19 protein-coding genes, 1 tRNA gene and 1 pseudogene are annotated in these 26035 nt (G+C 61.9%); 13 read left to right on the top strand and 8 right to left on the bottom strand.

All coding sequences use genetic code 11. The features are described 5' to 3' along the window. Nucleotides 1-56: 56 nt before the first annotated feature. Together RSO67_RS13845 and gltB are read right to left on the bottom strand one after the other, a co-directional pair. Nucleotides 57-1514 carry a glutamate synthase subunit beta gene (locus RSO67_RS13845; RefSeq protein ID WP_315843915.1) on the bottom strand — a complete coding sequence of 486 codons (1458 nt, stop codon included), beginning with the start codon at nucleotides 1512-1514 and terminating at the stop codon, nucleotides 57-59. Nucleotides 1515-1644: 130 nt separating this feature from the next. Further along, nucleotides 1645-6401 (bottom strand): annotated as a pseudogene (gene gltB / locus RSO67_RS13840) (glutamate synthase large subunit). A 554-nt stretch (nucleotides 6402-6955) separates the two neighbouring features. Between gltB and RSO67_RS13835 the strand changes: the two are divergent. Continuing rightward, nucleotides 6956-7801 carry a hypothetical protein gene (locus tag RSO67_RS13835; protein ID WP_315843914.1) on the top strand — a complete coding sequence of 282 codons (846 nt, stop codon included), beginning with the start codon at nucleotides 6956-6958 and terminating at the stop codon, nucleotides 7799-7801. Nucleotides 7802-7894: 93 nt separating this feature from the next. Here RSO67_RS13835 and RSO67_RS13830 read toward each other — a convergent pair whose 3' ends face one another. Then, nucleotides 7895-8371 carry an Hsp20 family protein gene (locus RSO67_RS13830; RefSeq protein ID WP_068730352.1) on the bottom strand — a complete coding sequence of 159 codons (477 nt, stop codon included), beginning with the start codon at nucleotides 8369-8371 and terminating at the stop codon, nucleotides 7895-7897. 198 nt (nucleotides 8372-8569) lie between these two features. Here RSO67_RS13830 and RSO67_RS13825 point away from each other — a divergent pair, with 198 nt between their 5' ends. Together RSO67_RS13825 and RSO67_RS13820 are read left to right on the top strand one after the other, a co-directional pair. Next, a complete protein-coding gene (locus RSO67_RS13825; RefSeq protein ID WP_315843913.1) occupies nucleotides 8570-9517 on the top strand; it encodes an alpha/beta hydrolase in 948 nt (315 codons plus the stop codon). A 12-nt stretch (nucleotides 9518-9529) separates the two neighbouring features. After that, nucleotides 9530-10168, top strand: coding sequence for a LysE family translocator (locus tag RSO67_RS13820; RefSeq protein ID WP_315843912.1), 639 nt, complete (start codon nucleotides 9530-9532; stop codon nucleotides 10166-10168). On the opposite strand, the gene RSO67_RS13815 is transcribed toward RSO67_RS13820, so the two are convergent. Next, nucleotides 10169-10921, bottom strand: coding sequence for a sulfite exporter TauE/SafE family protein (locus RSO67_RS13815; RefSeq protein WP_315843911.1), 753 nt, complete (start codon nucleotides 10919-10921; stop codon nucleotides 10169-10171). It lies immediately after the preceding gene. Between the two features lie 94 nt (nucleotides 10922-11015). On the opposite strand from RSO67_RS13815, the gene RSO67_RS13810 reads away from it, so the two are divergent. Further along, nucleotides 11016-11909: a LysR substrate-binding domain-containing protein gene (locus RSO67_RS13810; protein ID WP_315843910.1), complete on the top strand. Its 894-nt coding sequence runs from the start codon at nucleotides 11016-11018 to the stop codon at nucleotides 11907-11909. Nucleotides 11910-11919: 10 nt separating this feature from the next. On the opposite strand, the gene hisN is transcribed toward RSO67_RS13810, so the two are convergent. The 3 genes from hisN to RSO67_RS13795 form a co-directional block, all read right to left on the bottom strand. Continuing rightward, nucleotides 11920-12702, bottom strand: a complete 783-nt coding sequence (gene hisN, locus RSO67_RS13805; protein WP_315843909.1) for a histidinol-phosphatase — start codon at nucleotides 12700-12702, stop codon at nucleotides 11920-11922. A gap of 619 nt (nucleotides 12703-13321) precedes the next feature. Beyond that, complete coding sequence (locus RSO67_RS13800) at nucleotides 13322-13486, bottom strand: Flp family type IVb pilin (protein ID WP_315843908.1); 165 nt, start codon at nucleotides 13484-13486, stop codon at nucleotides 13322-13324. A 230-nt stretch (nucleotides 13487-13716) separates the two neighbouring features. After that, a complete protein-coding gene (locus tag RSO67_RS13795; RefSeq protein WP_315843907.1) occupies nucleotides 13717-14604 on the bottom strand; it encodes an N-formylglutamate amidohydrolase in 888 nt (295 codons plus the stop codon). A 291-nt stretch (nucleotides 14605-14895) separates the two neighbouring features. On the opposite strand from RSO67_RS13795, the gene cpdR reads away from it, so the two are divergent. The 3 genes from cpdR to RSO67_RS13780 all read left to right on the top strand — a co-directional run bounded on the left by cpdR (nucleotide 14896) and on the right by RSO67_RS13780 (nucleotide 16444). Then, nucleotides 14896-15255, top strand: a complete 360-nt coding sequence (gene cpdR / locus RSO67_RS13790; protein ID WP_015669438.1) for a cell cycle two-component system response regulator CpdR — start codon at nucleotides 14896-14898, stop codon at nucleotides 15253-15255. Nucleotides 15256-15383: 128 nt separating this feature from the next. Continuing rightward, a tRNA-Val gene (locus RSO67_RS13785) sits at nucleotides 15384-15458 on the top strand. A gap of 164 nt (nucleotides 15459-15622) precedes the next feature. Next, nucleotides 15623-16444, top strand: coding sequence for a gamma-glutamyl-gamma-aminobutyrate hydrolase family protein (locus tag RSO67_RS13780; protein WP_315843906.1), 822 nt, complete (start codon nucleotides 15623-15625; stop codon nucleotides 16442-16444). Here the strand turns inward: RSO67_RS13780 and RSO67_RS13775 are convergent. Continuing rightward, entirely contained in the window at nucleotides 16404-17822 is a 1419-nt protein-coding gene (locus RSO67_RS13775; RefSeq protein ID WP_315843905.1) for a DHA2 family efflux MFS transporter permease subunit, read from the bottom strand. The two genes, RSO67_RS13780 and RSO67_RS13775, sit on opposite strands and share 41 nt — an antisense overlap. Nucleotides 17823-17983: 161 nt before the next feature. Between RSO67_RS13775 and RSO67_RS13770 the strand changes: the two genes are divergently transcribed. The 6 genes from RSO67_RS13770 to RSO67_RS13745 all read left to right on the top strand — a co-directional run bounded on the left by RSO67_RS13770 (nucleotide 17984) and on the right by RSO67_RS13745 (nucleotide 25798). Continuing rightward, nucleotides 17984-18901 carry an amino acid ABC transporter substrate-binding protein gene (locus RSO67_RS13770; RefSeq protein ID WP_089265826.1) on the top strand — a complete coding sequence of 306 codons (918 nt, stop codon included), beginning with the start codon at nucleotides 17984-17986 and terminating at the stop codon, nucleotides 18899-18901. Nucleotides 18902-19148: 247 nt separating this feature from the next. Beyond that, nucleotides 19149-19880, top strand: a complete 732-nt coding sequence (locus tag RSO67_RS13765) for an amino acid ABC transporter permease (RefSeq protein WP_089265827.1) — start codon at nucleotides 19149-19151, stop codon at nucleotides 19878-19880. Between the two features lie 3 nt (nucleotides 19881-19883). After that, nucleotides 19884-20576: an amino acid ABC transporter permease gene (locus tag RSO67_RS13760; protein WP_068728918.1), complete on the top strand. Its 693-nt coding sequence runs from the start codon at nucleotides 19884-19886 to the stop codon at nucleotides 20574-20576. 51 nt (nucleotides 20577-20627) lie between these two features. Further along, nucleotides 20628-21359, top strand: coding sequence for an amino acid ABC transporter ATP-binding protein (locus RSO67_RS13755; RefSeq protein WP_089265828.1), 732 nt, complete (start codon nucleotides 20628-20630; stop codon nucleotides 21357-21359). A gap of 316 nt (nucleotides 21360-21675) precedes the next feature. Then, entirely contained in the window at nucleotides 21676-23706 is a 2031-nt protein-coding gene (locus RSO67_RS13750) for a HAMP domain-containing methyl-accepting chemotaxis protein (protein ID WP_315843904.1), read from the top strand. A 4-nt stretch (nucleotides 23707-23710) separates the two neighbouring features. Beyond that, on the top strand, nucleotides 23711-25798 hold the full coding sequence (locus RSO67_RS13745; RefSeq protein ID WP_410001853.1) for a methyl-accepting chemotaxis protein: 2088 nt from the start codon (nucleotides 23711-23713) through the stop codon (nucleotides 25796-25798). Nucleotides 25799-26035: the final 237 nt, after the last annotated feature.

Here is a 26035-nt window from a genome sequence, read left to right as displayed (position 1 = left end):
AAAAGGGCTCCAACACTTACGTGCGGAGCCCCTATCATTCGATCTTGAGAGATCAATTACCTCGGCAGCGTCGTGGTCCCCATCAGCGCCTGATCGATCGCACGCGCGCACAAACGACCTTCGCGGATCGCCCAGACCACCAGTGACTGGCCGCGGCGCATGTCGCCGGCGGAGAACACCTTCGGCAGCGAGGTCGCGAAGTCCGTCGTTGCGGCGCGGACATTGCCGCGCTGGTCGAGATCGACGCCGAGGGTCTTCAGCATGCCTTCGTGGACGGGATGGACGAAGCCCATGGCCAGCAGCACGAGATCGGCCTGCAACGAAAATTCCGAGCCGGGGATCGGCTTGAACTTGTCGTCGACCTGCACGCAGTTCAACTTGGTGACCTTGCCGTCCACACCTTCGAAACTCTGGGTCAGCACGGCGAATTCGCGCTTGGCGCCTTCGGCCTGGCTCGACGAGGTCCGCATCTTCAGCGGCCAGTTCGGCCAGGTCAGGCCCTTGTTCTCCTGCTCGGGCGGAGCCGGCATGATTTCAAGCTGGGTGACCGACAGCGCGCCCTGACGCAGGCTGGTGCCGATGCAGTCGGAGCCGGTGTCGCCGCCGCCAATAACGACGACATGCTTGCCGCCGGCCAGGATCTCCTTGACGTCGCCGAGCGGCTCGTTGCCGACGCGGCGGTTTTGCTGGGGCAGGAAGTCCATCGCGAAATGGATGCCGTCGAATTCGCGGCCGGGGATCGGCAGGTCGCGGCCGTGCTCGGCGCCGCCGGTCAGCGCGATGGCTTCATATTCCTTGAGCAGTTCGGCGGGGTCGATGGCGCCGGGCGACGTACCGCCAACAGCCTTGCCGTAATGGAAGGTGACACCTTCGCCTTCCATCTGCGCGACGCGGCGATCAATGATGTGCTTTTCCATCTTGAAGTCGGGAATGCCGTAACGCATCAAGCCGCCGGCCTTGGCGAACTTCTCATAGACATGGACGTCGTGTCCGGCGCGCGCGAGCTGCTGCGCGCAGGCCAGGCCGGCCGGGCCGGCACCGATCACGGCGACCTTGCGGCTGGTCTTCACGGCGGAGACCTGCGGCTTCAGCCAGCCATTGTCCCATGCCTTGTCGACGATGGCGCATTCGATGGTCTTGATGGTGACCGGGTTGTCATCGATGTTCAGCGTGCAGGACGCTTCGCACGGCGCCGGGCAGATGCGGCCGGTGAATTCCGGGAAGTTGTTGGTCGAGTGCAGGTTGCGCGAGGCTTCTTCCCAGTTGCCGGTATAGACGAGGTCGTTCCAGTCCGGGATCTGGTTGTTGACCGGGCAGCCGGGCGTGCCGGGCTGAACCGAGCCGGTGCCGTGGCAATAGGGAATGCCGCAATTCATGCAGCGCGCGGCCTGATCGCGGGTGTCTTTCTCGCTGAGCGGAATGACGAACTCGTTATAGCCCTTCAGGCGCTCGGTAACCGGCGCGTACTTGCGGTCGTGACGATCGATTTCCAGAAAACCCGTGATCTTGCCCATTACAACTGACGCCTCTGCAGTCTGTCCCACCGTCATCCCGAGCGTTACGCATTGGCGCGCCTCGAAGGATGATTTGCTTGTTTCGATCTCAGTCCCGCCGCCTGATGAGGGCGGCGGTTCAGTCCGTGTCTTACGCGCCGATCGCGATCTGCGGCTCGGCCTCGGCGCTTTTTGCTTTCAACTCGCGCAGCGCGCGGCGGTACTCGACCGGCATCACCTTGCGGAATTTCGGCAGCCAGGTTTTCCAGTCCGCGAGGATCATCGCAGCCTTGGCCGAGCCGGCATATTTCGCGTGACGCGTGATCAGCACATGCAGGCGCTCGATATCGGAGTCGAGCAGATTGGCGAACACGTCAACCTTGCCATGGGCTTCGAGATCGCCGGAGTGGTGATAGGTGTTCTCGGCGATCATCTCTTCCGAGAGGACTGGTTCGAGTTCGACCATCGCCATGTTGCACAGCTTCGGGAAGTCGCCGGTTTCGTCGAGCACATAAGCCACGCCGCCGGACATGCCGGCTGCGAAGTTACGGCCGGTCTTGCCCAGCACCACGACGATGCCGCCGGTCATGTATTCGCAGCAATGATCGCCGGCGCCTTCGACGACGGCCACAGCGCCCGAGTTACGCACGGCGAAACGCTCGCCGGCGACGCCGCGGAAGTAGCATTCGCCTTCAATAGCGCCGTACATCACGGTGTTGCCAACGATGATCGACTCTTCCGGAACGATGGCGGAGTGAGCCGGCGGGCGCACGATGATCTTGCCGCCCGAGAGGCCCTTGCCGACATAGTCGTTGCCTTCGCCTTCGAGATCGAAGGTGATGCCCTTGCACAGCCAGGCGCCGAAAGCCTGACCGGCGGTGCCCTTCAGCGACACCTTGATGGTGTCGTCGGGCAGGCCGGCATGGCCGTAGATCTTGGCTACCGAGCCCGCCAGCATGGCGCCGGCTGAACGGTTGGTGCTGTTGATCTTGGTGTCGATCTTCACCGGCGCGCCGCGATCGAGCGCGGGCTGCGCCTGCTTGATCAACTCGCGATCGAGCACGGCTTCCAGGTGATGGTCCTGATCCTCGGTGTGGTAGATCTTCTGGCCGGGCAGTTCGGGCTGACGCACGAACAGCTTGGAGAAGTCGAGACCCTTGGCCTTCCAGTGCGACACGAGGGCCGACTGGTCGAGCATCTGCACCTGGCCGACCATCTCGTCGAAGTTGCGATAGCCGAGCTGGGCCATGATCTCGCGGACTTCCTCGGCGACGAAGAAGAAGTAGTTGATGACGTGCTCGGGCTGGCCGGTGAAGCGCTTGCGCAGCACCGGATCCTGGGTGGCGACGCCAACCGGGCAGGTGTTGAGATGGCACTTGCGCATCATGATGCAGCCGGCAGCAATCAAGGGCGCGGTGGCGAAGCCGAATTCGTCGGCGCCGAGGAGCGCGCCGATGACGACGTCGCGGCCGGTGCGGAAGCCGCCGTCAACCTGGACGATGATGCGGCTACGCAGCCGTTCACGCACGAGGGTCTGGTGGGTTTCGGCAAGACCGATTTCCCACGGCGAACCCGCATGCTTGATCGAGGTCAGCGGCGATGCGCCGGTGCCGCCTTCGAAGCCGGCGATGGTCACATGATCCGCGCGCGCCTTGGCGACGCCCGCGGCGACTGTACCGACGCCGATTTCCGACACCAGCTTGACCGAGACCTGGCCCGTCGGATTGACGTTCTTGAGGTCGTAGATCAGCTGCGCGATGTCTTCGATCGAATAGATGTCGTGATGCGGCGGCGGCGAAATGAGGCCGACGCCCGGGGTCGAGTGACGCACGGCAGCAATCGTCGCGTCGACCTTGTGGCCGGGCAGCTGACCGCCTTCGCCGGGCTTAGCGCCCTGCGCCATCTTGATCTGCATCATGTCGGAATTGACGAGATATTCCGTGGTGACGCCAAACCGTCCCGACGCGACCTGCTTGATCGCCGAACGCATGCTGTCGCCATTCGGCATCGGCTTGTAGCGATCCGACTCCTCGCCGCCTTCGCCGGTGTTCGACTTGCCGCCGATCCGGTTCATGGCAATGGCCAGCGTCGTATGCGCCTCGCGCGAGATCGAGCCGTAGGACATGGCGCCGGTGGCGAAGCGCTTGACGATGTCCGCGGCGGATTCGACTTCCTCGAGCGGCACAGGCTTGCGCTTCTCGTCTTCGGCCGTCTTGATCTTGAACAGGCCGCGCAGCGTCAGCAGACGCTCCGACTGTTCGTTGAGGATCTTGGCGAAGGCGCGATAACGCTCCTGCGAGTTGCCGCGCACGGCATGCTGCAGCAGCGATACCGACTCCGCGTTCCAGGCATGGTCTTCACCACGGCTGCGATAGGCGTATTCACCGCCAACATCGAGCGCGTTCTTGTAGATCTCGATCTCGCCGAACGCCTCGTTGTGGCGACGCACGGTCTCCTCGGCGATTTCGGCGAGGCCGACGCCTTCGATCTTGGTGTGGGTGCCCGTGAAGTACTTCGTTACGAATTCCTGACGCAGGCCGACGGCGTCGAAGATCTGCGCGCCGCAATAGGACTGGTAGGTCGAGATGCCCATCTTCGACATGACCTTGAGCAGGCCCTTGCCGATCGACTTGATGAAGCGCTTGACGATTTCGTAGTCGTCGAGCTGCACCGGCAGCTTGTCTTTCATCGCGATGATGGATTCGAAGGCCAGATACGGGTTGATCGCTTCGGCGCCATAGCCGGCGAGGCAGGCGAAGTGATGCACTTCGCGCGGTTCGCCGGATTCGACGACCAGACCCACCGAGGTGCGCAGGCCGGTGCGGATCAGATGGTGATGCACCGAGGCGCAGGCCAGCAGCGACGGGATCGGAATGCGATCCGAGCCGGCCATGCGATCGGACAGGATGATGATGTTGACGCCTTCGCGCACCGCAGCTTCGGCGCGGGCGCACAGTTCATCCAGCACCTGCTCCATGCCCGCCGCGCCGAAACCGGCATGGAAGGTGGTGTCGAGGGTGCGCGAGACAAAGTGCGACTCGGCAACGTCGGTGATCGAGCGGATCTTTTCGAGATCCTGGTCGGTCAGGATCGGCTGGCGCACTTCAAGACGCTTGGTGGTGGCGACGCCCTGCAGGTCGAACAGGTTCGGCCGCGGTCCGATGATCGAGACGAGGCTCATGACGAGCTCTTCGCGGATCGGATCGATCGGCGGGTTGGTGACCTGCGCGAAGTTCTGCTTGAAGTAGGTGAACAGCGGCTTCGGCTTGCTCGACAGCGCCGAGATCGGTGTGTCGGTGCCCATGGAGCCCGACGCTTCCTCGCCCTGCGACGCCATCGGCGTCAGCAGGATGGTGACGTCTTCCTGGGTGTAGCCGAAGGCCTGCTGGCGATCGAGCAGCGGCAGGTTGGAGCGCTGGCCCTGGGCCGCCGCGTCCGGGAGTTCTTCCAGAACGATCTGTGTATGTTCGAGCCACTCGCTATAGGGATGGCTTGCGGCGAGCGTCGCCTTGATCTCGTCGTCAGGGATCAGGCGGCCTGGACGAGGTCCACCAGCAGCATCTTGCCGGGCTGCAGGCGCCACTTGGTGATGATGTCTTCTTCCGGAATCGCCAGCACGCCCATTTCGGACGCCATCACGATGCGGTCGTCCTTGGTGACGAGATAACGCGCGGGGCGCAGACCGTTACGGTCCAGCGTCGCACCGATCTGGCGACCGTCAGTGAAGGCGAGCGCAGCAGGACCGTCCCACGGCTCCATCATCGCGGCGTGATATTCGTAGAAGGCGCGGCGCTGCTCATCCATCAAGGGATTGCCGGCCCAGGCTTCCGGAATCATCATCATCACGGCGTGGGGCAGCGAGTAGCCACCCTGCACCAGGAATTCGAGCGCGTTGTCGAAGCAGGCGGTGTCCGACTGGCCTTCATAGGAGATCGGCCACAGACGGCTGATGTCCTTGCCATAGAGTTCGGACTCGATGGACGCCTGACGCGCCGCCATCCAGTTGACGTTGCCGCGCAGCGTGTTGATTTCGCCGTTATGCGCGACCATGCGGTACGGATGCGCGAGCGACCAGGTCGGGAAGGTGTTGGTCGAGAAGCGCTGATGCACCAGCGCCAGCGCGCTTTCGAAATCCTCTTCGTGCAGATCGGCATAGTAGCTGCCGAGCTGGTCGGCGAGGAACATGCCCTTGTAGATGATCGTGCGGCACGACATCGAGCAGGGGTAATAGCCGGCGAGGCCGCGCTCGCGGCGCTGATAGATCGCCTGCGAGATCGACTTGCGGAGAATGTAGAGACGGCGTTCGAATTCGTCCTCGTCGGCGATCTTGGCTTTGCCGATGCCGATGAAGACCTGCATGTTGGCAGGCTCGGTCGGCTTCACGCTCTCGCCGAGCGAGGCGTTGTCGGTCGGGACGTCGCGCCAGCCGAGCAGCTTCAGGCCTTCAGCCTTGATCTGGTCGCCGATGATGCCCTGAATGACTTTCCGCCACGCGGTATCACGCGGCATGAACAGCGCGCCGATGGCGTATTTGCCAGGCTCCGGCAGGCTGAAGCCGAGTTCCGCCGTCTTGCGGACGAAGAATTTGTGCGGGATCTGCACCAGAATACCAGCGCCGTCGCCAAAGCGCGGATCTGCGCCCGTGGCGCCACGGTGCTCGAGGTTGCAGAGGATGCTGATCGCGTCAGACACGATCTGATGCGACTTGCGGCCCTTGATGTTGGCAATGAAGCCGACGCCGCAGGCATCCTTTTCCTGCGACGGGTCATAGAGGCCCAGCGCCGGCGGACGGTAGGTATGGAGTTCCGGTTTGATGGCGGTATCTTTCACGTTAGCCGATTTGATAGCCGGGGCCGCCGAATGCGTGCCGGTTTCGATCAATTGGCGCTCGTGCTCTGATCCGCTCATCTTCGTCCTCTCAACCCCCGTCGGGGTTCTGCCACCCTTGTCGGCGCACCTTTGACGCTCGCGGAACCCGTTCGGGCTACCGCTCGCGCGCCTTGCGAGCCTCGTTTTCAGAATTCAGACTGGTGGTGCCCATCGTCCCCGGCGGCCACCCCATGTCTTGCCTTAAAGGCATTTCGTCTCAGCAGGCGTGTTTTTTAGTCCCGACGCCTGCTTATGTTGCAAACCCTGTGCCGGATTTGCCACCAAAAATTGCGACAGTGATGCTGTCCTAACCAGGACTTTGCCAAATTTTTATCTAGCACACAAGCGCGCTTGAGTCCGTCGTCGCATAGCAACAACGCATGCCAAATTGTCCATGTCTCGAAGACACATTCAGCCCGGAGGTGCCGCGTTCCGGCCAAAGGCTGGCCCAAGGGCTGCCGGATTCAGCGGTGAGGTTGAGCACTGTCCGTTAACGCCCGTGGCAGCGGTGGTTGCTGCAGCGGGACGGATGAGAGCGAGAGGTTCAGGGAGCTGAACACACTCCGGGCGCGGGGGCGTCGAAGGAGCATGCAATGAAGGTACTTGTGGGATGTCTGGCCTCGGCCGGTCTGTTGCTGGCGAGTGGCGCTGCACAGGCGCAGGCGCTGCCGCCGATGCGCGGCGACGTTGCCGCTGTGGCGCAGGTATCGGATGTCGGCGGTCCCTATGCGGCCATGCCGCCCGTGGAATATGCGGAGCCGCGCCCCTACGGCGTTTTGCGCCGGGGCTATGATCTGGCTGTGCTGCCGCTGCGGGAGGTCTATTCGATCCTGCGCGAGGCCGGCTTCTCTGCCCTCGGCATGCCGCAGCAACGCGGCCTCATCTACACGGTCTCGGCGATCGATCTCAACGGCGAGGACGGCCGGTTGGTGATCGATGCGCGTAGCGGGCGGATCCTGCGCTTCATTCCCGCCTACCGCATGGGCGACCGGATGAGCGAGGAAATCGACACGCGCTACGGCCCGCAAGGCGCGGTGCCGACGCTGCCGCAATATCGCCGCCCGCCGTTTACAGCCGGGACGGCAACGCCCGCACCGAAAGTCGCAAGCCGTGCAACGACAGTGCCGCTGCCGAAGCGGCCACCGGTGCGCGCGGTTGCGGCACCGGCCAAGCCTGTCACTCCGGCCGAGACCAAGCCGGTCGCAGTCAAACCACCTGAAACGCCGCCGGCTGCGGCGCCTGTGCAGCAATCGGCTGTGACTGAGCAGAAGCCGGCTGAGACGAAACCGCCGGAGACGACGGGTGCTGCTCCGTCGACCTCTACTGCCTCGAAGCCGGAGGCCGCAGCACCGACGGTTCCGCCTCCCGCGACGGAAGCAAAGCCTACAGAGTCTAGTAAGCCTGCGGACACTCCTCCGCCCGTCCAGGGCATGGAATAGTTAGTGCAGCGCTGCGCACAATAACAAAACGCCCCGGATTGCTCCGGGGCGTTTCATTTACAGCTACACTTACTTTGCTTCACAAAGTCGCGGTTACGCGGCGACTTTCTCGGCCGAGCCGTCGACCACCTGCGGCGCGCTCACGGCGCTGGTGGAAATCGGAATGCTGCGCGGTTTCTTGGCTTCCGGGATCTCGCGGACGAGGTCCACATGAAGCAGGCCGTTCTCGAGCGAGGCGTTCTTCACCTGTACGAAGTCGGCAAGCTGGAAGGCGCGTTCGAAGGCACGGGCGGCGATGCCGCGATAGAGCACTTCGGCCTTGCTGCCATTCTCGTTGGCAGCCTTCTCGCCCTTGATCGTCAGCGTGTTTTCCTTCGCGACGATGGAGAGCTCGTTCTGCGCAAAGCCTGAAACGGCAACGCTGATACGGTATTCGTTCTCGCCGGTGCGCTCGATATTGTAGGGCGGATAGCCCGGCGCTGCGTCACCTGTGCTCTGATCGAGCAAATTGAACAGGCGGTCAAAGCCGACGGTGGAACGATAAAACGGGGTGAGATCGTAGCTACGCATAGGATAGTCCTCCATTGAGCGACTGTTGCAATAACCCGCCCGCCATAGGGCCGGGCTTTCGTGTGATGCAGCCTAGAGAGGCCTGCACGAAACTGATATGGGAGGGGTCTGGCGGCTCGCAAGGGGGGCCTAAAGATTCGCGCAGACCTGTCTCCAGCCCTTGAAATCCCGCGTTTTTCGCCTAGCCGGTCCCCCGCCATGACACTCGTCTCGATTCCCGCCAATCCTGTTCCCGAGGGCGCCGTGTCCGGCACCATCAAGACCCCGGACGGGGTCGAGCTGCGTTTTGCGCGCTGGGCGCCGACGGGCGGGCGCAAGGGCACGGTCTGCGTCTTCGGCGGGCGCGGCGAATATATCGAAAAGTATTTCGAGACCGTGCGCGACCTGCGCGACCGCGGCTTTGCCGTGGCCATGATCGACTGGCGCGGGCAGGGCCATTCATCGCGGCAGTTGCGCGATGGCCGCAAGGGCTATGTGCGCAGCTTCTCGGATTTCGAGATCGACGTCGAAACTTTCGTGCAGCAGGTGGTGATGCCGGATTGCCCGCCGCCTTACTTCGCGCTGGCGCATTCGATGGGCGGCGCGGTGATGCTGCGCGTCGCGCATTCCGGCAAGCGCTGGTTCGATCGCATGGTGCTGTCGGCGCCGATGATCGATCTGCCGGGCCGCTCGACCTCGCTGCTGGCCCGCCTGCTGCTGCGCGTCATGCGCTGGACCGGGCAGGGCGGCAACTACATTCCCGGCGGCAATGGCGAACTGGTCGGGACCTCGTCATTCCCCAACAACAAACTGACCAGCGATCCGGTGCGCTATGCGCGCAACGCGGCGATCCTCGAAGAGGACCCGACGCTCGGCATCGGCTCGCCGACGGTGGCCTGGGCCGATACGGCGATCCGTGGGATGCATGGCTTTCGCGAGGCCAGCTATCCCGTGAAGATCCGTCAGCCGATCCTGATGCTGGCGGCCAGCAACGACCAGGTGGTGTCGACGCCGGCCATCGAGGAATTCGCCTATCACCTGCGTGCCGGCTCGCATCTGGTAATCGCCGGCTCCCGTCACGAGATCCTGCAGGAACAGGATCGCTACCGGCAGCAATTCTGGGCGGCGTTCGATGCCTTTGTGCCTGGTACGCCGCTATTCAAGTAACGAAAGCCACTCATGCTCGGTATCCACGGCCTCTGGCTCTTCATCCTCTCCGGCATCCTGCTCAACATTACGCCGGGACCGGACACGGCTTACATCGTCGGCCGTAGCGTGCAGATGGGCTGGCGCGGCGGCGTGGCGGCGGCGCTGGGGATCAGTGCGGGATGTCTGGTCCATGTGTTCGCCGCGGCGGTCGGATTGTCGGCGCTGCTGGCGGCCTCGTCCTATGCTTTCACCGCAGTGAAATGGATCGGCGCAGCCTATCTGCTCTATACGGGCGTACAGATGCTGCGGGCACGGGCATCGACAGTTGCGACGAACGACGCCGCGGAAAAGCCGCTGCTGTCGCTTCGGCAGGTGTTCTGGCAGGGCGCCTTCACGAACGCGCTGAACCCGAAGGTCGCGCTGTTCTTTCTCGCCTTCCTGCCGCAATTCGTCGACGTGGATGCGCCCAGCAAGGCGTTGGCTTTCATCGTACTTGGGCTGATCTTCATCAGCACGGGCACGATCTGGGGACTCGGCACGGCCATTGTCGCTGCCAAAGCCGCCACCCGCGTCCGGCGATCCAGTCAGGCAATGGTATGGATCAACCGCGCCCTCGGCGGCGTCTTCATCTATCTCGGCATCCGCGTGGCGATGCTGGAGACGCGTTAATTACTTCAGAATTTCCCACGTCTCGACGCCGGCCAGATAGACGCCGAGCAGCATCATCGCGATCAGGAACCAGCGGCGGAATTGGTCGGGATGCATCCGCATACGCACCATCTGGCCGATGAACATGCCGGCAAAGGCCATCACCATGGCAACGAGGCCCGACAGCGCTATGGAGGCATTCAGCAGACCGGCGCTGGAGAGGTTGAAGGCCTGTGCGAGAGTACAGACGGTGAAATAGACACCGAGTGCCTGGATCAGCTCGTCCTTTTCCATGCCGATCGACTGCATGAAGGGCATCGACGGGATCACCTGCACGCCGGTGGCGGCAGCGACGACACCGGTGATAAGGCCGACGACGCCGCCGACCCACCCTTCGTTCTGTTTTGCGACGCTTAGCTGGAATTTCACGAGGCTGATGGCACCATAAATCACCAGCAGGATGCCGAGCACGATGGTGCCGTAGCGCGCATAGGGGCCGGTCATCAGCCCGCCGCTGCTCCAGATACCGAAAGCGGTGCCGAGCATCAGCGGCCACAGTCGGCGGATGATGTCGCGCAGATAGCCGCCCACGAAGGTCTGCCAGATATTGGTGACGATCGCGGGGGCGATGACGATGGCCAGTGCCTGCACCGGGGGCATGGCGACGGCGAGAAGGCCCATCGAAACGGTCGGGAGGCCGAGGCCGATGACCCCTTTGACGAAGCCCGCAAGAGCGAAGACTGCGGCGATCAGAATGAGTGAGGAATCGAACATGATGCAGGCACATTGACCGATCGGACGGACAGGCACAATCTGGAGGTTACGGAGATTGCCTTCGTTTCTAACGAAGGCTGATGCGGAGAACGCCATGCATGCCGACCTTGTTGATCTCAGGCTGTTCGTCGCGGTGGCCGAGGCGCGCAGTATCACCGCGGGTGCTGCCGCTGCCAATCTGGCGCTGGCCTCGGCGAGTGCGAGGATCAAGGGACTGGAGGCAACAGTCGGCGTGCCGCTGTTGAAACGCGGGCGGCGCGGTGTCACGCTAACGGCGGCCGGCGAGAGCCTGCTCGGCCATGCCCGCATCGTCATGCAGAATGTCGAGACCATGCGCGGTGACATGGCGGCCTATGCCAATGGCATGAAGGCCAGCGTGTCGATGCTGGCCAATACAGTGGGGCTCTCCGAACATCTGCCGAAGGCGCTGGCGAGTTTCCTGCGCGAGCACCCCAATGTCAGCCTCGAGGTTGAGGAGCGCGAGAGCGCCGATATTGCACAGGCAATCGCTGCCGGCATCGCCGATTTCGGCTTCGCGGCCGAACATACGCTGCCGGACAGTCTGGAACGTTTCACCTTCAGCGAGGACCGGCTGATGCTGGTGACAGCGCCGCGCAGCGATCTCGCCGGCCGCCGTCACATCGATTTCCATGAGATCATCGACCGTGACTTTATCGGTCTCACCAATGCGACCGCGCTGCAGAACCACATCGGCAAATACGCAGCGAAGCTGGGCGCGCGACTGCGCTACCGGGCGCAGATGCGGGATTTCGATGCGATGTGCCAGATGGCGGCGGCGGGGGTCGGCATTGCGATTGTGCCGGAAGTTGCGGCACGGCGCTGCGCACGGTCGACGGCGCTGGCGCTGATCCGGATTCGCGATCCCTGGGCCAATCGAAGGCTGGCAATCTGCTTTCGCAGCCTGAAGACGTTATCCCGTCCCGCGCAGCAGATGATCGAGCATTTACGGGCTGCTGCGCGGGCGTAGCTGCGCCCGATCAGGCGTTGAGGATCTTCAGCGCGGCCTCATGCACGCGCGGATCGCCGGCGGCGACGATGCGGCCACCGTTCTGCGCGGGTTTGCCCTCCCATGTCGTCACGACACCGCCAGCGCCGGTGATGATCGGGATCAGGGCTGCGATATCGTAGGGTTTCAGCTCGGTTTCGATGACGAGATCGAGATGGCCAGCGGCGAGCATGCAATAGGAATAGCAATCGCCGCCGTAGCGCGTCAGCCGCACACCTTTTTCGACGTCGTGAAATTTCGCGCGATCGGCGTCGTTCATTAGCCGCGGGCTGGTCGTGAACAAAGTCGCGTCTTTCAGCGATGCGCAACGGCGCACGGCAAGCTTGCGGGTGGTGTTGTTGGCGCCCTGGTAGCGCGCCGAACCGCTGTCGCCGCTGAAGCGCTCGCCGATATAGGGCTGGTGCATCATGCCATAGACCGGTGTGCCCCGATGCAGCAGCGCGATCAGCGTGCCCCAGATCGGGAAGCCGGAGATGAAGGATTTGGTGCCGTCGATAGGGTCGAGCACCCAGACATATTCGGCGTCTTCGCGTTCGGTACCGAATTCCTCGCCAACAATGCCGTGCTGGGGGAAGTTGGCCTTGATCAGCCGGCGCATCACCGCTTCGGCAGCTCGGTCGGCTTCCGTGACCGGGTCGAAATCCGTGCTGTTCTTGTTGTCGATACTCAGCGAGGTGCGAAAGAACGGCAGGATGGTCTCGCCCGAGGAGGTCGCAAGACGACCAATGAAGGCGTTGAAGTCGATGACCGTCACGGAGAGGTCCTTTGTTGCGGCAGCTGGATGGGGACGTGTCGCTTCCTATACAGCGCAGGGCAACGACTCGCATCTGCGGTGATCGAAATCTCTCTGCGATTTCCCTAGGCCACAGCGCTGAATCGGATTGCGATTTCTCTAAGATTTCTGATGTCCGGCATCAGAAATTGGCCAATGAAATGAATAAGTAATCATATCTTAAATAGGTCAAAGCTACTGTCGTTTCTATATCGTATTGATTTTGCTTATAGAAATTATGACGCCCATGCCTGAACGGTGCGATCACCATGCGAAATTTGCATAGAAATTTGCCCGAAAACTCTTGCACTTGGTGCGCCGCGGCTGCATATTGTTGCGGTGCGGTAGCGCTTGCGCTATCGCTGCCCTCCTTGGGCGTTTCCTCCCTAGACTTGGACCGCTTGCTATCGCAAGCGGTCCTTTTTTCTTTTCGGAGGAGTTTTGCATCACGGCGTGCCGACGTGGCTGCCGGCGATTGTCTTTATGTCGCTTGGCCTGTTCGTCGCCTGGCACCCCGACAGCCTCGGGCCCATTGCGACGTCAGTCATCAAGCAAGACTTATTCGGCTGAGAACCTCAAGCCGGTGTCCACGTCGCAGGGGCTACTTCAGTGATCCGTTGATTTCGCTGAACTTGCCATTGAGGTTGGTGCCGAGTCCGTTGACGACTGCGATAATGGCCAGCGAGATGCCGGCCGCGATCAGCCCGTATTCGATTGCAGTCGCTCCCGATTCGTCCGACCAGAATTTCTTGATCACGTTCTTCATGTTCTCTCCTGCCCATTGTTGTGCGGTTCCAATCCGCGGAACCACGCTGGTGGGAAGAACCTAAGGTTGCATGAATCCCGATGGTAAAACTCTGCCCCATCTCTAAATCCAGCGAAAATTGACAATTTGTCGCAGGAAATAAGCACCTTTTATGATCCGGCGGTCACGGTTCCAAATACCACATCTGATTGAGTGACGGTTCGAACCCCGGCGAGATGTTTGGCCCCGGCCTATTCGGCGGCGGCCTGGAACGGGCCGAGGCTGTCCAGCGGAATCTTTGCCAGCGCGTCGGCCAGAACGGTAAAATCGGCAGCAATTTGGTCGAAGCGCGCCGTCCTCTCGCGGCGGCGTTCGTCCATATAGATCGCCCGGTTCAGCTCGATCTGGATGGCGTGCAGCCCGCTGGCCGGGTTGCCGTAATGCTCGGTAATGAAGCCGCCGGCATAGGGCTTGTTACGGCCCAGGGAATAGCCGAGGCCGCCGAATGTGTGTTCGACCACCTCGGCCAGGATAGTGGCGCAGCTGGTGCCATAGCGGTCACCGACGACCACGTCCGGGCGGCGCGGCTCCTCACGGGAAATTCCGATCGAGGGCATCGAGTGGCAATCCACCAGGATCACCGTGCCGAATGTCTGGTGCGCCTTGTTGATCAGGCGGCGCAGGGCGCGGTGGTAGGGCTTGTACAGCGCCTCGATCCGGGTGAGGGCGTCATCGACGTCGAGCCGCTCGCGGTAAATCTCCTGGCCGTCGCCGACCACCCGGGGAATCGTGCCGAGGCCGCCCGCGACCCGCATCGAGCGGGTATTGGCAAAACTGGGCAGCCGGCCGTTGAACATCCGTGGATCGAGCTCATAGGGCTCGCGGTTGACGTCCACATAGGAGCGCGGGAAGTGCACCCGGACCACCGGGAAGCCGCGATCACTTAATCCCGCGATCAATTCGTCCATGAACGAATCTTCCGAGCGGCGCAGTGCCGTCACGTCGATGCGGGACGCACTGAGGAATTCCGCTGGATAGACCGAGCCGGAATGCGGGGAATTGAAAATGATCGGGGCGCGCCAGTTGGCGGGCTCGACGATCTCGAAGGGAGGCGACAGCTCACCGTCAAACTGGGTCATCGTCGCGCATCGTCCCTGCAGCCGCGTTCTTCGGTGTGCCCAGTCTGGCAGAAAACCGGCGCTTTGTGAGGCTGCATTGTCGATAACCGAAACAAGTCTGCCAAGTTAAAAACTTCCGCAGGCGCTGCGACCGCGAGAAACGCGCTCATTTGTTGTGTTTCACGGCGTTCTGGCGCACCATCTTGAGACGCTTATGCACAGTCTGCGCTGATCACCTTCACCCGAAATTTACCAGACCTCGGGCTTAGTGGGCGAACAGGTCCTCTCATTCGGGTTCGACATCCAACCGCCATGCACAAAATCCTTCTCGCAGAAGACGACAACGACATGCGCCGCTTCCTGGTGAAGGCGTTGGAAAACGCCGGTTTTCAGGTGTCGCACCACGATAACGGGATGTCAGCCTATCAGAGACTCCGCGAGGAACCCTTTGAAATGCTTCTAACGGACATCGTGATGCCGGAGATGGACGGGATCGAACTGGCGCGCCGCGCCAGCGAACTCGACCCCGACATCAAGATCATGTTCATCACCGGTTTCGCCGCCGTGGCGCTGAATTCCGACTCGGAAGCGCCGAAAAACGCCAAGGTGCTGTCCAAGCCGGTCCACCTGCGCGAATTGGTCAGCGAAGTGAACAAGATGCTGGCCGCCTGAGGGCAGCCGGCTTTCTTGCCGAGTTTCTTGGATTTTCCTGCAAATCAGGCAAGGATTGGCCCTTCTGCATCCTTGCTTGTCCGGGTTTGACCCGTTATAGACCCCACACCCGTAACGACCGGTTCTTAGGGCGCGTAGCTCAGCGGGAGAGCACTTCCTTGACATGGAAGGGGTCACAGGTTCGATCCCTGTCGCGCCCACCATCCAAAACCGTCGGCTAAATCCTCCGAACAATGCCAGATTGGTCCTTTTCAGGCATCCGGAGGCGTTTCTTTCTCGAATGCTCCGGTTAGTGACAGTTTTGTTTCGTTTTCGCGTGGTGACTCGGCTATAGCTCAATGGTCCAGGACTTTTCGACCGGAAGCTGATGCCCACGAAGACCCGGCCGGTAATCGGCGTGATCGGCAACGCGTATCGCATTGAGAACAGGTTCTCCGTCCAGGCGGTCGGAGAAAACAACCTTCGTGCGGTCGCGGAAGTGGCCAATGCCCTGCCGATGATGTTTGCCGGCACCCCCGACATTACCGATATCGGCCAGGTGCTCGATCTGGTCGATGGCATCCTCCTCACCGGCGCTCGGGCCAATGTCCACCCGACCCGGTTCGGCATGGAAGCCCATGCCCGTCACGAACCCTATGACAACGGCCGCGATGCGGTCGCTCTTTCCATGATCGAGGCTTGTGTCGCGCGCGGGGTGCCGATCTTCGGCATCTGTCGCGGATTGCAAGAGATGAACGTCGCGTTCGGCGGTTCGCTGCATCCCGAGATCCGCGAGATTCCCGGCCGCATCAATCATCGCATGCCGCGCCTCGAGAATGGCGAGATTCATCCCGACCCTGCCGTCGTATTCGCCGATCGCCATGACGTGCATCTGACCAGCAACGGCACCTTCGCCAGCCTGTTGGGGCGCGAGACCATCACGGTCAATTCCCTGCATGGTCAGGGCATCGACATCCCCGGCGAGCGGGTGGTGATCGAGGGTATTGCCGAGGACGGGACGATCGAGGCCATCCGCATTGCCGATGCGTCGAGCTTCGCGCTCGGTGTGCAATGGCATGCCGAATATGATCCGCAGATCAATCCGATCAACCGCACGCTCTTTCAGGCCTTCGGCGAGGCGGTGGCCGCTCGCAGGCAGCGTGGGGCCTTCACGGCTGCGGCCGCGCCGCTATCAGCAGGAATGCGCTGAGCGCGGCTGCGACACAAAGCACGGCACCTGCGACCGTCGCTGCTGCAAATGCGGTGATCAGCGCCGGCCCCTTTGCGGCCATGACCGATCCGATCAGCGCCGTGACCACAAGGCCGCCCGTGCGTGCGACCGCGCTGTTGAAGCCCGATGCTGACCCGGTGTGACGCGCATCGACGGACATCAGCACGGCCGTGGTCAGAGGTGCGACAGCGCCGGCCATGCCGATGGCGATGATGACCATGGCGGGGAAGACGCTGGTCCAGTAGCTGGTGTCGGGACCGATCCGGAGCGCCATCAGAAAACCCATCGCCACAATCACCGGTCCCAGCGTCAGCATGATCTTCGGGCCGGTTCTGGCCGCGAGCGAGCCAGCGAGCGGTGATGTCAAGGAGATGACAAGCGGCAAGGGCAGCAGCGCGGCACCGGCCTGTGTCGCCGTGTAGCCGGCGGCTTCGATCAGGAGAAAAGGCGTCAGGACGAACAGCCCCCCGAGTGCGCCGTACAACAAGAATGTCAGCAGCGTCAGGCCGACGAAGCTGGCGGACCCGAACAGTGCAAGCGGCATCATCGCGCGTTCGCCTCTGCGGCCTTCGATCCACACGAAAACGAGCAACAGCAGGAGGCCTGCGACGAGCGCGCCAAGCGTGAAACCCGACCAACCATGTGACGTAGCTTCGGTCAGACTCCAGGTGGTCAGGCCAAGTCCCGCAGTCGCGATGATGGCGCCGAGACTATCGAGTGGATCGTCGCCGTCGTGTCGGTCGCGGGGGATACCAAGCCAGGCAAGCGCCATCGCCGCCAATGCGATCGGCACATTGATGAGAAAGATGAGATGCCAGCTGCCGATGTCGATCAGCCATCCGCCCAGCACCGGGCCGAGCGCGCCCGCCGCAGCGCCGCTGGCAGCCCAGATGCCGATGGCGCGGCCCTTGGCTTCGCCGGAAAACGTCTGGCCGAGGATCGCCAGACTGTTCGGCATCAGCATCGCCGCGCTGACACCCTGCAGAAAACGGGCGGCCAACAGCAAACGCAGGCTGGGCGCCATAGCGCAAGCCAGCGAGGCCAGCGCAAACAGCCCAACGCCCCAGATAAGAAGTCTGCGGCGGCCGAAACGGTCGCCTGCTGCACCGCCGAGCAAAAGAAGTGCACTAAGCGGCAACAGATAGGCGTTGATCACCCATTGCAGGTCGACGGCATCGGCCTGAAAACTCGCTGCAATGGCAGGAAGTCCGACATTCACCACCGATCCGTCGATGAAGGCCAGGCTAGAGGCCAGAATCGTGGTGGTGATCACCAGGCCGGGATGGCTGATATCATCGATCTTTTCTGTGGCGCCGGCGGCGCCTGCGTCACAAAGCGCATGCAGGGCGTTACTCATGACCGGGTTGTAGGGGGAACGGGAGCTCAGAACAAACCGTTGTCCTCCGATCGGGCAATTCCGTTTTGGCCCCGATTGTGCAAGCATCCCGGGCGGTCGTGCCGGGGCGCTCGGTAAGAGAGTCGTCGGCGTGAGATCGGACTTTGTTGAGGAGAGGGACTATGAAACGATTTTTTCTGTTGGGGACCATGATCGCCGCGGCGGTCTGCACGACGCAGGCGGGCGCTCAGGAGCTCACCGGCACGCTCAAGAAGATCAAGGACACCGGCGCCATCACCATCGGCTTCCGCGATTCCTCGGTGCCGTTCTCTTATCTGGATGACAATCAGAAGCCCGTCGGTTTCGCCATGGACATCTGCTACAAGATCGTCGATGCGGTGAAGAAAGAGCTGAAGAACGACAAGATCGAGGTGAAGCTCAATCCGGTCACCTCGGCGACACGTATTCCGCTGATTGCCAACGGCACCGTCGACCTCGAATGCGGCTCGACCACCAACAATGCCGATCGCCAGAAGCAGGTTGCCTTCACCAATACGCACTTCCTGACGGCCAGCCGCTTCGTCTCGAAGAAGGCTGCCAAGCTCGACAAGATCGACGATCTGAAGGGCAAGTCGGTGGTCTCGACCTCCGGCACCACCAACATCAAGCAGCTCACCGAAGCCAATGCCGCCCGCAATCTTGGCATCAACGTCATTCCCGCCAAGGATCACGCTGAAGCATTCCTGATGGTCGAGACCGACCGCGCTGTAGCCTTCGTGATGGATGACATTCTGCTTGCCAGCCTTGCTGCCGGTGCGCGCGATCCGAGCGCCTATGTGATCTCGAAGGACGCATTCTCCAAGGCCGAGCCGTACGGCATCATGCTGCGCAAGGACGATGCGCCGTTCAAGAAGGTTGTCGATGCGGCCACTGCCGAGCTCTACAAGAGCCCGGAAGGCGCCAAGATCTATGACAAGTGGTTCACGCAGAAGATCCCGCCCAAGGGTCTCAATCTGAACGTTCCGATGGGAGCCGAGCAGAAGAAGGCGTTCGCCAGCCCGTCGGATTCGCCTGATCCCGACGCCTACGCAGCCAATTAACTCTTGCTTACCTCTCCCCGCTTGCGGGGAGAGGTCGTCTTACATGCGCGTAGCGCGTGTAAGACGGGTGAGGGGGAGGCAGCGAGTAAAACACTGGCTCCCCCTCACCCGTCTCGAACGACCTTGGTCGTTCGATCCACCCTCTCCCCGCAGGCGGGGCGAGGGAAGAAGCAATGGCCCGGCCATTGCATGGGTTTCTGCCTGAGGTTGCCGGGTTTTCGCGTGGACGGCGCGTGGGGGTGAATGCGTGAACTATAACTGGAATTGGGGAATCTTCTGGGATCAGACGCCTGATGCGACGGGGACCTATTTTGGCTCGCTGATGAGCGGCCTTCAGGTCACGATCCTGCTCGCGCTCTGCGCCTGGTTCATCGCGTTCGTGATGGGCTCGCTGATCGGCATCATGCGGACCCTGCCTGCGCGCTGGGCGGTGTTTGTCGGCAATGCCTATATCGAGATGTTCCGCAACATTCCGCTGCTGGTGCAGCTGTTCATCTGGTTCTTCGTCATTCCCGAACTTTTGCCCGGCGATCTCGGCATCTGGATCAAGCAACTGCGCAATGGGCCGTTCATCGCCGCGATGCTCGGGCTTGGCTTCTATATGTCCTCGCGTGTCGCCGCACAGATCACCGCCGGCATCAATGCGCTGCCAAAGGGCCAGCGCATGGCCGGCACGGCAATCGGCCTCACCACCTGGCAGACCTATCGCTACATCTTGCTTCCGTTGGCCTATCGCATCATCTTTCCGCCGCTGACCTCCGAATTTCTCAACACCATCAAGAACACGGCGCCCGCACTCACCATCGGTGTGCTTGAACTGACGGCACGGGCGCGGTCCATGCAGGAGTTCTCGTTCCAGGTGTTCGAGGCCTTCTCGGCTGCGGCCGCCATCTACCTCGTCCTCAGCGCCGTCGTGACGATCGGAATGCGCATCCTCGAAAAGCGCCTGGCGATCCCCGGCTTCAACGAGGGGAAATAAGCGATGTTCAGCAATTTCGATTATGACGTCATCTGGCGCAGCCTGCCCTACCTGTTTCAGCAGGGCATGGCGTTCACCCTCACGCTGACGGCAATTGCGACGGTCTTCGGTCTCATCCTCGGCACCTTGATCGCGATGATGCGGCTGTCGTCCAGTGCCGTGCTGTCGGGCTTTGCGGTGAGCTACGTCAATCTGATGCGCTCGCTGCCGCTCGTGCTGGTGATCTTCCTGTTCTACTTTCTGATGCCCTATGTCGGACAGTGGATCATCCGCTCCGATCAGCCCGTGCAGGTCGGCGCCTACGCCTCGACCATCGTGACCTTCACGCTGTTTGAGGCAGCTTACTTCTCGGAGATCATGCGCGCCGGTATCCAGTCGGTGCCGCGGGGGCAGGTGATGGCGGGCTACGCTATCGGGCTCAACTATCGCGAGGTGATGCGCCATGTCGTGCTGCCGCAGGCATTCCGCAACATGCTGCCGGTGATCTTCACCCAGACCATCGTGCTGTTCCAGGACACATCGCTGGTCTATGTGCTGTCGATCACGGACTTTCTCGGCGCAGCCTCGAAGGTTGCGCAGCGCGACGGTCGTCTCACCGAAATGTATCTGTTCGCGGCGCTGGTCTACTTTCTGATCTGCTTCACCGCGTCATTCTTTGTGAAGCGCTTGCAGAAGCGCATCAGCATCATCCGCTAGCCACTTTCGCTTTCAGTCTTTGCCTCCAACTATCGGTCGCTCATCATGCCCATGATCACCATCGAAAAAGTCAGCAAGTGGTACAATCCGCAGTTCCAGGTGCTGAAGAACTGCACGACGGCCGTTGAGAAAGGCGAGGTGGTCGTCGTCTGCGGTCCCTCGGGATCTGGCAAGTCGACGCTGATCAAGACGGTGAATGCGCTGGAGCCCGTGCAGCAGGGCACCATCATGGTCGATGGACTGAATGTGACGACGATGAAGAAGGACCTGCCGAAGTTGCGCTCACGCGTCGGCATGGTGTTTCAGCACTTCGAGCTGTTTCCGCATCTGAAGATCGTCGAGAACCTGTGTCTCGGCCAGACCATCGTGCTCGGCCGCTCCGAAGATGCGGCGAAGGCCAAGGCCATGAAGATGCTGGAGCGCGTCGGCCTCACGGCGCATGCGCAGAAATATCCCGGCCAGCTCTCCGGCGGTCAGCAGCAGCGCGTCGCCATTGCGCGCGCGCTGGTGATGGATCCGATCTGCATGCTGTTCGACGAACCGACCTCGGCGCTCGATCCCGAAATGATCAACGAGGTGCTCGATGTCATGGTCGAACTCGCCAAGGAAGGCATGACCATGATGGTGGTGACCCACGAAATGGGCTTCGCCAAGAAGGTCGCCAACCGCGTCATCTTCATGGATGCCGGTGAGATCGTCGAAGACGCGCAGAAGGATGACTTTTTCGGTCATCCGCGCAGCGATCGCGCGCAGCACTTCCTGTCGAAGATCCTCGCGCACTGACGCAAGAGCGGGCGCATACAGCATCGCGCAAGTGCCTCAAGTTTATGCAGATTCTTGAATGCTGCATGACGGGGCAATTAACGAATGTGTCAGAAATGGAGTGGTATCCTTCAACCGTGAGGGCGAGGGCCTGTTGGTCCGCTGATTGAACTCCACCGGAGCGATCGGGTCTTTGTCCTCACGGACAATTTCACGACGCCACGTTCTCAGCCTCTGCCCAATGCTTCTCTGACCCTCTTCCAACGACCCGAGCCGAGGCTGCGCGAGCCATGCTTGCGCGCGTCCTGACTTGGCCCTTCTCCGGAAAGTGCATCGCATGATCAAGATCAACAGTGTCGGCAGCAAATTGGGTCTTGCCGGTCTCGTTGGCATCTTGCTCTCCGCCGGCGTTGTCGCAAACCAGATGAGAACCGAGACCGCGATCTCGGAGGTCAACCGTCTGGCCGATGTGCAGCAGAAAATCGCCGATAGCGCGATGGAGGCCGACGGCCAGATGCGCGCCATGCAGGTGGCCAGCCAGGGCCTGCGCATGGCCATCACGACACCCGAGATTGACAAGAACGCTGCCGAGATCAGGGCCGCCAAGGCTGCGCAGGACCGCATCATCGATGCCGCGTCCGCCCTGGCGACCAGGCAGGAATACAAAGACAATTTCGCGAAGATCAAGGCGTTCACCGCGACCTATGTCGCTGCTGCCGACGAGATCGTCGGTCTGCAGAAGAAACTGCTCGAGCTCTATCGCAACCGCAACGTCGCCGTGATCGACTGGAACCGGCATCTCGACCAGCTGCGCCTCACCACTGCCGTGACCGAAGCAACGAACTGGCCTGAAGTCGATGGACAGCTCAAGATCGCGGACAATGCCATCAACTCTGTGCAGGCGGCCGCATGGCGTTATGCGTCGATGAATGAAGTCACGCAGAAGGGCCAGATCATCACCAAGGCCAAGATCCTCACCGATGCGCTGGCCAAGGCCAGCGTGTTCGAAGACAGCGAGCTCGTGCAGAGCGGCCTGATCCAGCTCGGCACCGACATGAAGAAGTTCATGACGGCCACCGATGAAGCGATCGGCAGTAACGACCAGAAGACCGATATCGTCCGCACCAAAATCACGCCCGCCGCTGCGGCGGCATCTCAACTGGTCGCGCAATCGGTATCGTCGGCCAAGGCTGCGGTTGGAGAAGCACGGGCGCAGGCCGCCGAGGAAATGACACGCTCCGGTCAGGTCAATCTCGCCCTTGGACTAGCGGTCGTGCTGGTCCTGATCTGCACCATGGTGTTCTCCTTTGTCGGCGTTGCCCGGCCGATGACGCGCCTGAATGGCGCCATGGGCAAGATGGCGGCCGGCGATCTCGATGTCGTGATACCCGGCGCCAAGCGCGGCGACGAAATCGGCGACATCGCCAAGACCGTCACGGTCATCCGTGCAAACGCCGAACAGAAGGCGCGCGATGAGGCTGCGGCACGCCTCGACCAGGACAATCTGGCCGCGGCGTCGCGCAAGCGCGAAATGGTCGAGCTCGCCGGGACGTTCGAACGCGCCGTCGGCAATATCGTCGACAATGTCTCCTCGGCGTCGAGCAGGCTCGAAGAGTCCGCGGGCGCGCTGACGGCAACGGCTGAACAGGCCAAGGAGCTGACCGCTGCAGTCGTTGCTGCATCGGACGAAGCATCCACCAATGTGCAGGCGGTTGCGTCATCGACCGAAGAGATGTCGTCATCGGTCAACGAGATCAGCCGGCAGGTCCAGGAATCGGCGAACATCGCCAACTCGGCCGTGGCGCAGGCGCGCAAGACCAATGACCGCGTGGCGGAGCTTGCCAAGGCCGCGGCCCGGATCGGCGATGTCGTCGAGCTCATCAACACCATTGCCGGCCAGACCAACCTGCTGGCGCTCAACGCCACCATCGAAGCAGCACGCGCCGGCGATGCGGGTCGCGGTTTTGCAGTGGTTGCGTCCGAGGTGAAGGCGCTGGCCGAACAGACCGCCAAGGCGACGGGCGACATCAGCCAGCAGATCAACGGCATCCAGGCGGCGACCCAGGAATCCGTCGGCGCCATTAAGGAAATCGGCGACACCATCGGCCGTATGTCCGAGATCGCCTCGACCATTGCCTCTGCCGTCGAGCAACAGGGCGCGGCCACGCAGGAAATCTCGCGCAACGTTCAGCAGGCCGCGCAGGGCACGATGCAGGTCACGTCGAACATCACCGACGTGCAGCGCGGCGCCAGCGAGACCGGATCGGCCTCGACGCAGGTGCTGTCGGCGGCGCAGTCGCTGTCCGGCGAAAGCGCGCGTCTCAAGCTCGAAGTAGGCAAGTTCCTGGACTCGGTCCGGGCCGCATAAATTCATGCTTCTCCCACAATGGGGGAAGCAGCAACGAAGACGGCGCCTGTCGCCGAAGCAAGATCAAGTCCTACCTAGGAAGCCAATGATGTCGCTGCTCAATCTCCGTATCCGCGGTCGCCTCTATGGTGGCTTCGGCGCGCTGGTCCTGTTTGGTCTCGCCAGTTCGGGATTTGCCGTCTGGCAGATGACGGAAGTTGGAACGCAGGTCAACTCCCTGAACATCCTTTCGGCCAACACGATCCGCGCCTCGGAGATCGCTTCCGAACTGCACGCGATCCGCGGTGCCGTGTTGCGCTATTCCTTCGATCAGGATGAAGCGGCGCTTGCGGATGCCGACAAACGTCTCGCCGGCGTCACCGCCAGCCTGGACACGGTGATCAAGACCAGTCGTTCGGAAGAGCGCCGTGCCGCCTATCGCACCATCGAGAAGGACGTCGCCGACGTGAAGGCGCAGCGCCAGGCGCTTGGCGAGGCCATCAAGCAGATGGTCGCCGGCCGGGAAGTGCTGCAGGAAGCCGGCGACAAGCTGTCATCCAGCCTGCGCAAGCTGGTGATCAGCACGCGCAACACCATGTATGGCCAGGGCTCGACCAAGCTCGAATCCGATACGCTCATGGTGCAGATTGCGAATTGGCGCTTCTTCGTCAGCCGCGACGAGAAACATATCGAATCCTTCAAGGATCACGTCCGCATCGCGGAGCAGCAGATCGGCGAAATGGAGAAGATGCAGATGCCGCCGACGCTCAGCGCGTTGTTCGGCACCATTCGCAGCAACCTGAAGAGCTACGCATCCCAGTTCGAGAAGGCTGCCGCCAGCCTGCAGACGGCAGACGGTATCTTCAACAAGTCGATCAGCCCGACCGTCGTGAAAGCGATCGGCAAGGTCGAGACCATCAAGTCCGACATCCAGCAGGTTCAGTCGCAGACCGTCGCCGCAACCAGCAATCGCATGTCGACGACGAGCATGCTGCAGAAGATCGTGGCCGGTGTCGCTACTGTGGTCGGTCTAGCGATCGCCTTCCTGATCGCGCGCGGCATTATTGGCCCTCTGTCGGGCCTGACGGCCGGCATGAAGCGGCTCGCCGACGGCGATTTCAGCGTGGTGTTGCCGGGTCTCGCCCGCAAGGACGAGGTCGGCGACATGGCGCGTGCGGTCGAGACCTTCAAGGTGCGGGCCGAGGAAAAGGCGCGCGCCGAGGCCGAGGCCAAACTGACGCAAGACCAGCAGGCAGCGATTCAGCGCCGCCGGGACATGATCCGTCTCGCGGACGATTTCGAGGGCGCCGTCGGCAGCATCGTCGAGAACGTGTCATCGGCTTCGAGCCAGCTTGAAGAATCGGCGGGCGGACTGACTGCGACCGCCGAGCAATCCCGCCAGCTCACCGCCATGGTGGCCGCAGCTTCCGACGAAGCGTCGACCAATGTGCAGGCGGTGGCGTCATCCACTGAGGAGATGTCGTCATCGGTCAACGAGATCAGCCGCCAGGTTCAGGAGTCGGCCAACATCGCCAACTCCGCGGTGGCACAGGCCCGCAAGACCAATGATCGCGTGGCTGAGCTTGCCAAGGCGGCCGCGCGGATCGGCGATGTTGTCGAGCTGATCAACACGATTGCAGGCCAGACCAATCTGCTGGCGCTCAACGCCACCATCGAAGCGGCGCGCGCCGGTGATGCCGGTCGCGGCTTCGCGGTCGTTGCATCGGAAGTAAAGGCACTCGCCGAACAGACGGCCAGGGCAACCGGCGACATCAGTCACCAGATCTCCGGCATCCAGGCGGCGACCGAAGAGTCGGTCGGCGCTATCAAGGAAATCGGCGACACTATCGGCCGCATGTCGGAAATCGCATCGACCATCGCATCTGCCGTCGAGCAGCAGGGGGCGGCGACGCAGGAGATCTCGCGCAACGTTCAGCAGGCGGCGCAAGGCACGATGCAGGTGAGCTCGAACATTCTGGATGTGCAGCGTGGCGCGAGCAACACGGGCTCGGCGTCGTCGCAAGTTCTATCCGCTGCGCAATCGCTGTCCGGCGAGAGCGCGCGGTTGAAGCGCGAGGTCGGCAAGTTCCTGGATTCCGTTCGCGCGGCATAGGACAAAACGTCACACGATCACGCGCGTTCGCCCGACGAATAAAATACAACTAGCAAACAGCCCGGATGCGTCATCGCATCCGGGCTGTTTGCTTTAGTGAGTCAAACGATGAAAGCGCGACAAAAAGTCATTCTACTTTAAAGCGTTTGCGCGGCTGAAATTAACCTGAAGTTCTCGCAACCTGACGATGATCGGATTCGAGATTGCCTCTTGCGTTGCGGCGCGATTCGCGACGTG

Origin of the sequence: Tardiphaga sp. 709 (assembly GCF_032401055.1) — a bacterium.
Taxonomy (GTDB): domain Bacteria; phylum Pseudomonadota; class Alphaproteobacteria; order Rhizobiales; family Xanthobacteraceae; genus Tardiphaga.
The sequence above is the reverse complement of the archived record's forward strand: the minus strand, read 5'-3'. Positions and strand labels throughout refer to the sequence as shown.

Coding starts and splice junctions, on each gene's coding strand:
- RSO67_RS13835 (WP_315843914.1), top strand. CDS start 6,956: ATGAAGGTACTTGTGGGATGTCTGGCCTCGGCCGGTCTGTTGCTGGCG.
- cpdR (WP_015669438.1), top strand. CDS start 14,896: ATGCACAAAATCCTTCTCGCAGAAGACGACAACGACATGCGCCGCTTC.
- RSO67_RS13750 (WP_315843904.1), top strand. CDS start 21,676: ATGATCAAGATCAACAGTGTCGGCAGCAAATTGGGTCTTGCCGGTCTC.
- RSO67_RS13810 (WP_315843910.1), top strand. CDS start 11,016: ATGCATGCCGACCTTGTTGATCTCAGGCTGTTCGTCGCGGTGGCCGAG.
- RSO67_RS13775 (WP_315843905.1), bottom strand. CDS start 17,822: ATGAGTAACGCCCTGCATGCGCTTTGTGACGCAGGCGCCGCCGGCGCC.
- RSO67_RS13825 (WP_315843913.1), top strand. CDS start 8,570: ATGACACTCGTCTCGATTCCCGCCAATCCTGTTCCCGAGGGCGCCGTG.
- RSO67_RS13770 (WP_089265826.1), top strand. CDS start 17,984: ATGAAACGATTTTTTCTGTTGGGGACCATGATCGCCGCGGCGGTCTGC.
- RSO67_RS13780 (WP_315843906.1), top strand. CDS start 15,623: ATGCCCACGAAGACCCGGCCGGTAATCGGCGTGATCGGCAACGCGTAT.
- RSO67_RS13830 (WP_068730352.1), bottom strand. CDS start 8,371: ATGCGTAGCTACGATCTCACCCCGTTTTATCGTTCCACCGTCGGCTTT.
- RSO67_RS13820 (WP_315843912.1), top strand. CDS start 9,530: ATGCTCGGTATCCACGGCCTCTGGCTCTTCATCCTCTCCGGCATCCTG.
- RSO67_RS13745 (WP_410001853.1), top strand. CDS start 23,711: ATGCTTCTCCCACAATGGGGGAAGCAGCAACGAAGACGGCGCCTGTCG.
- RSO67_RS13845 (WP_315843915.1), bottom strand. CDS start 1,514: ATGGGCAAGATCACGGGTTTTCTGGAAATCGATCGTCACGACCGCAAG.
- RSO67_RS13755 (WP_089265828.1), top strand. CDS start 20,628: ATGATCACCATCGAAAAAGTCAGCAAGTGGTACAATCCGCAGTTCCAG.
- RSO67_RS13800 (WP_315843908.1), bottom strand. CDS start 13,486: ATGAAGAACGTGATCAAGAAATTCTGGTCGGACGAATCGGGAGCGACT.
- RSO67_RS13760 (WP_068728918.1), top strand. CDS start 19,884: ATGTTCAGCAATTTCGATTATGACGTCATCTGGCGCAGCCTGCCCTAC.
- RSO67_RS13795 (WP_315843907.1), bottom strand. CDS start 14,604: ATGACCCAGTTTGACGGTGAGCTGTCGCCTCCCTTCGAGATCGTCGAG.
- RSO67_RS13815 (WP_315843911.1), bottom strand. CDS start 10,921: ATGTTCGATTCCTCACTCATTCTGATCGCCGCAGTCTTCGCTCTTGCG.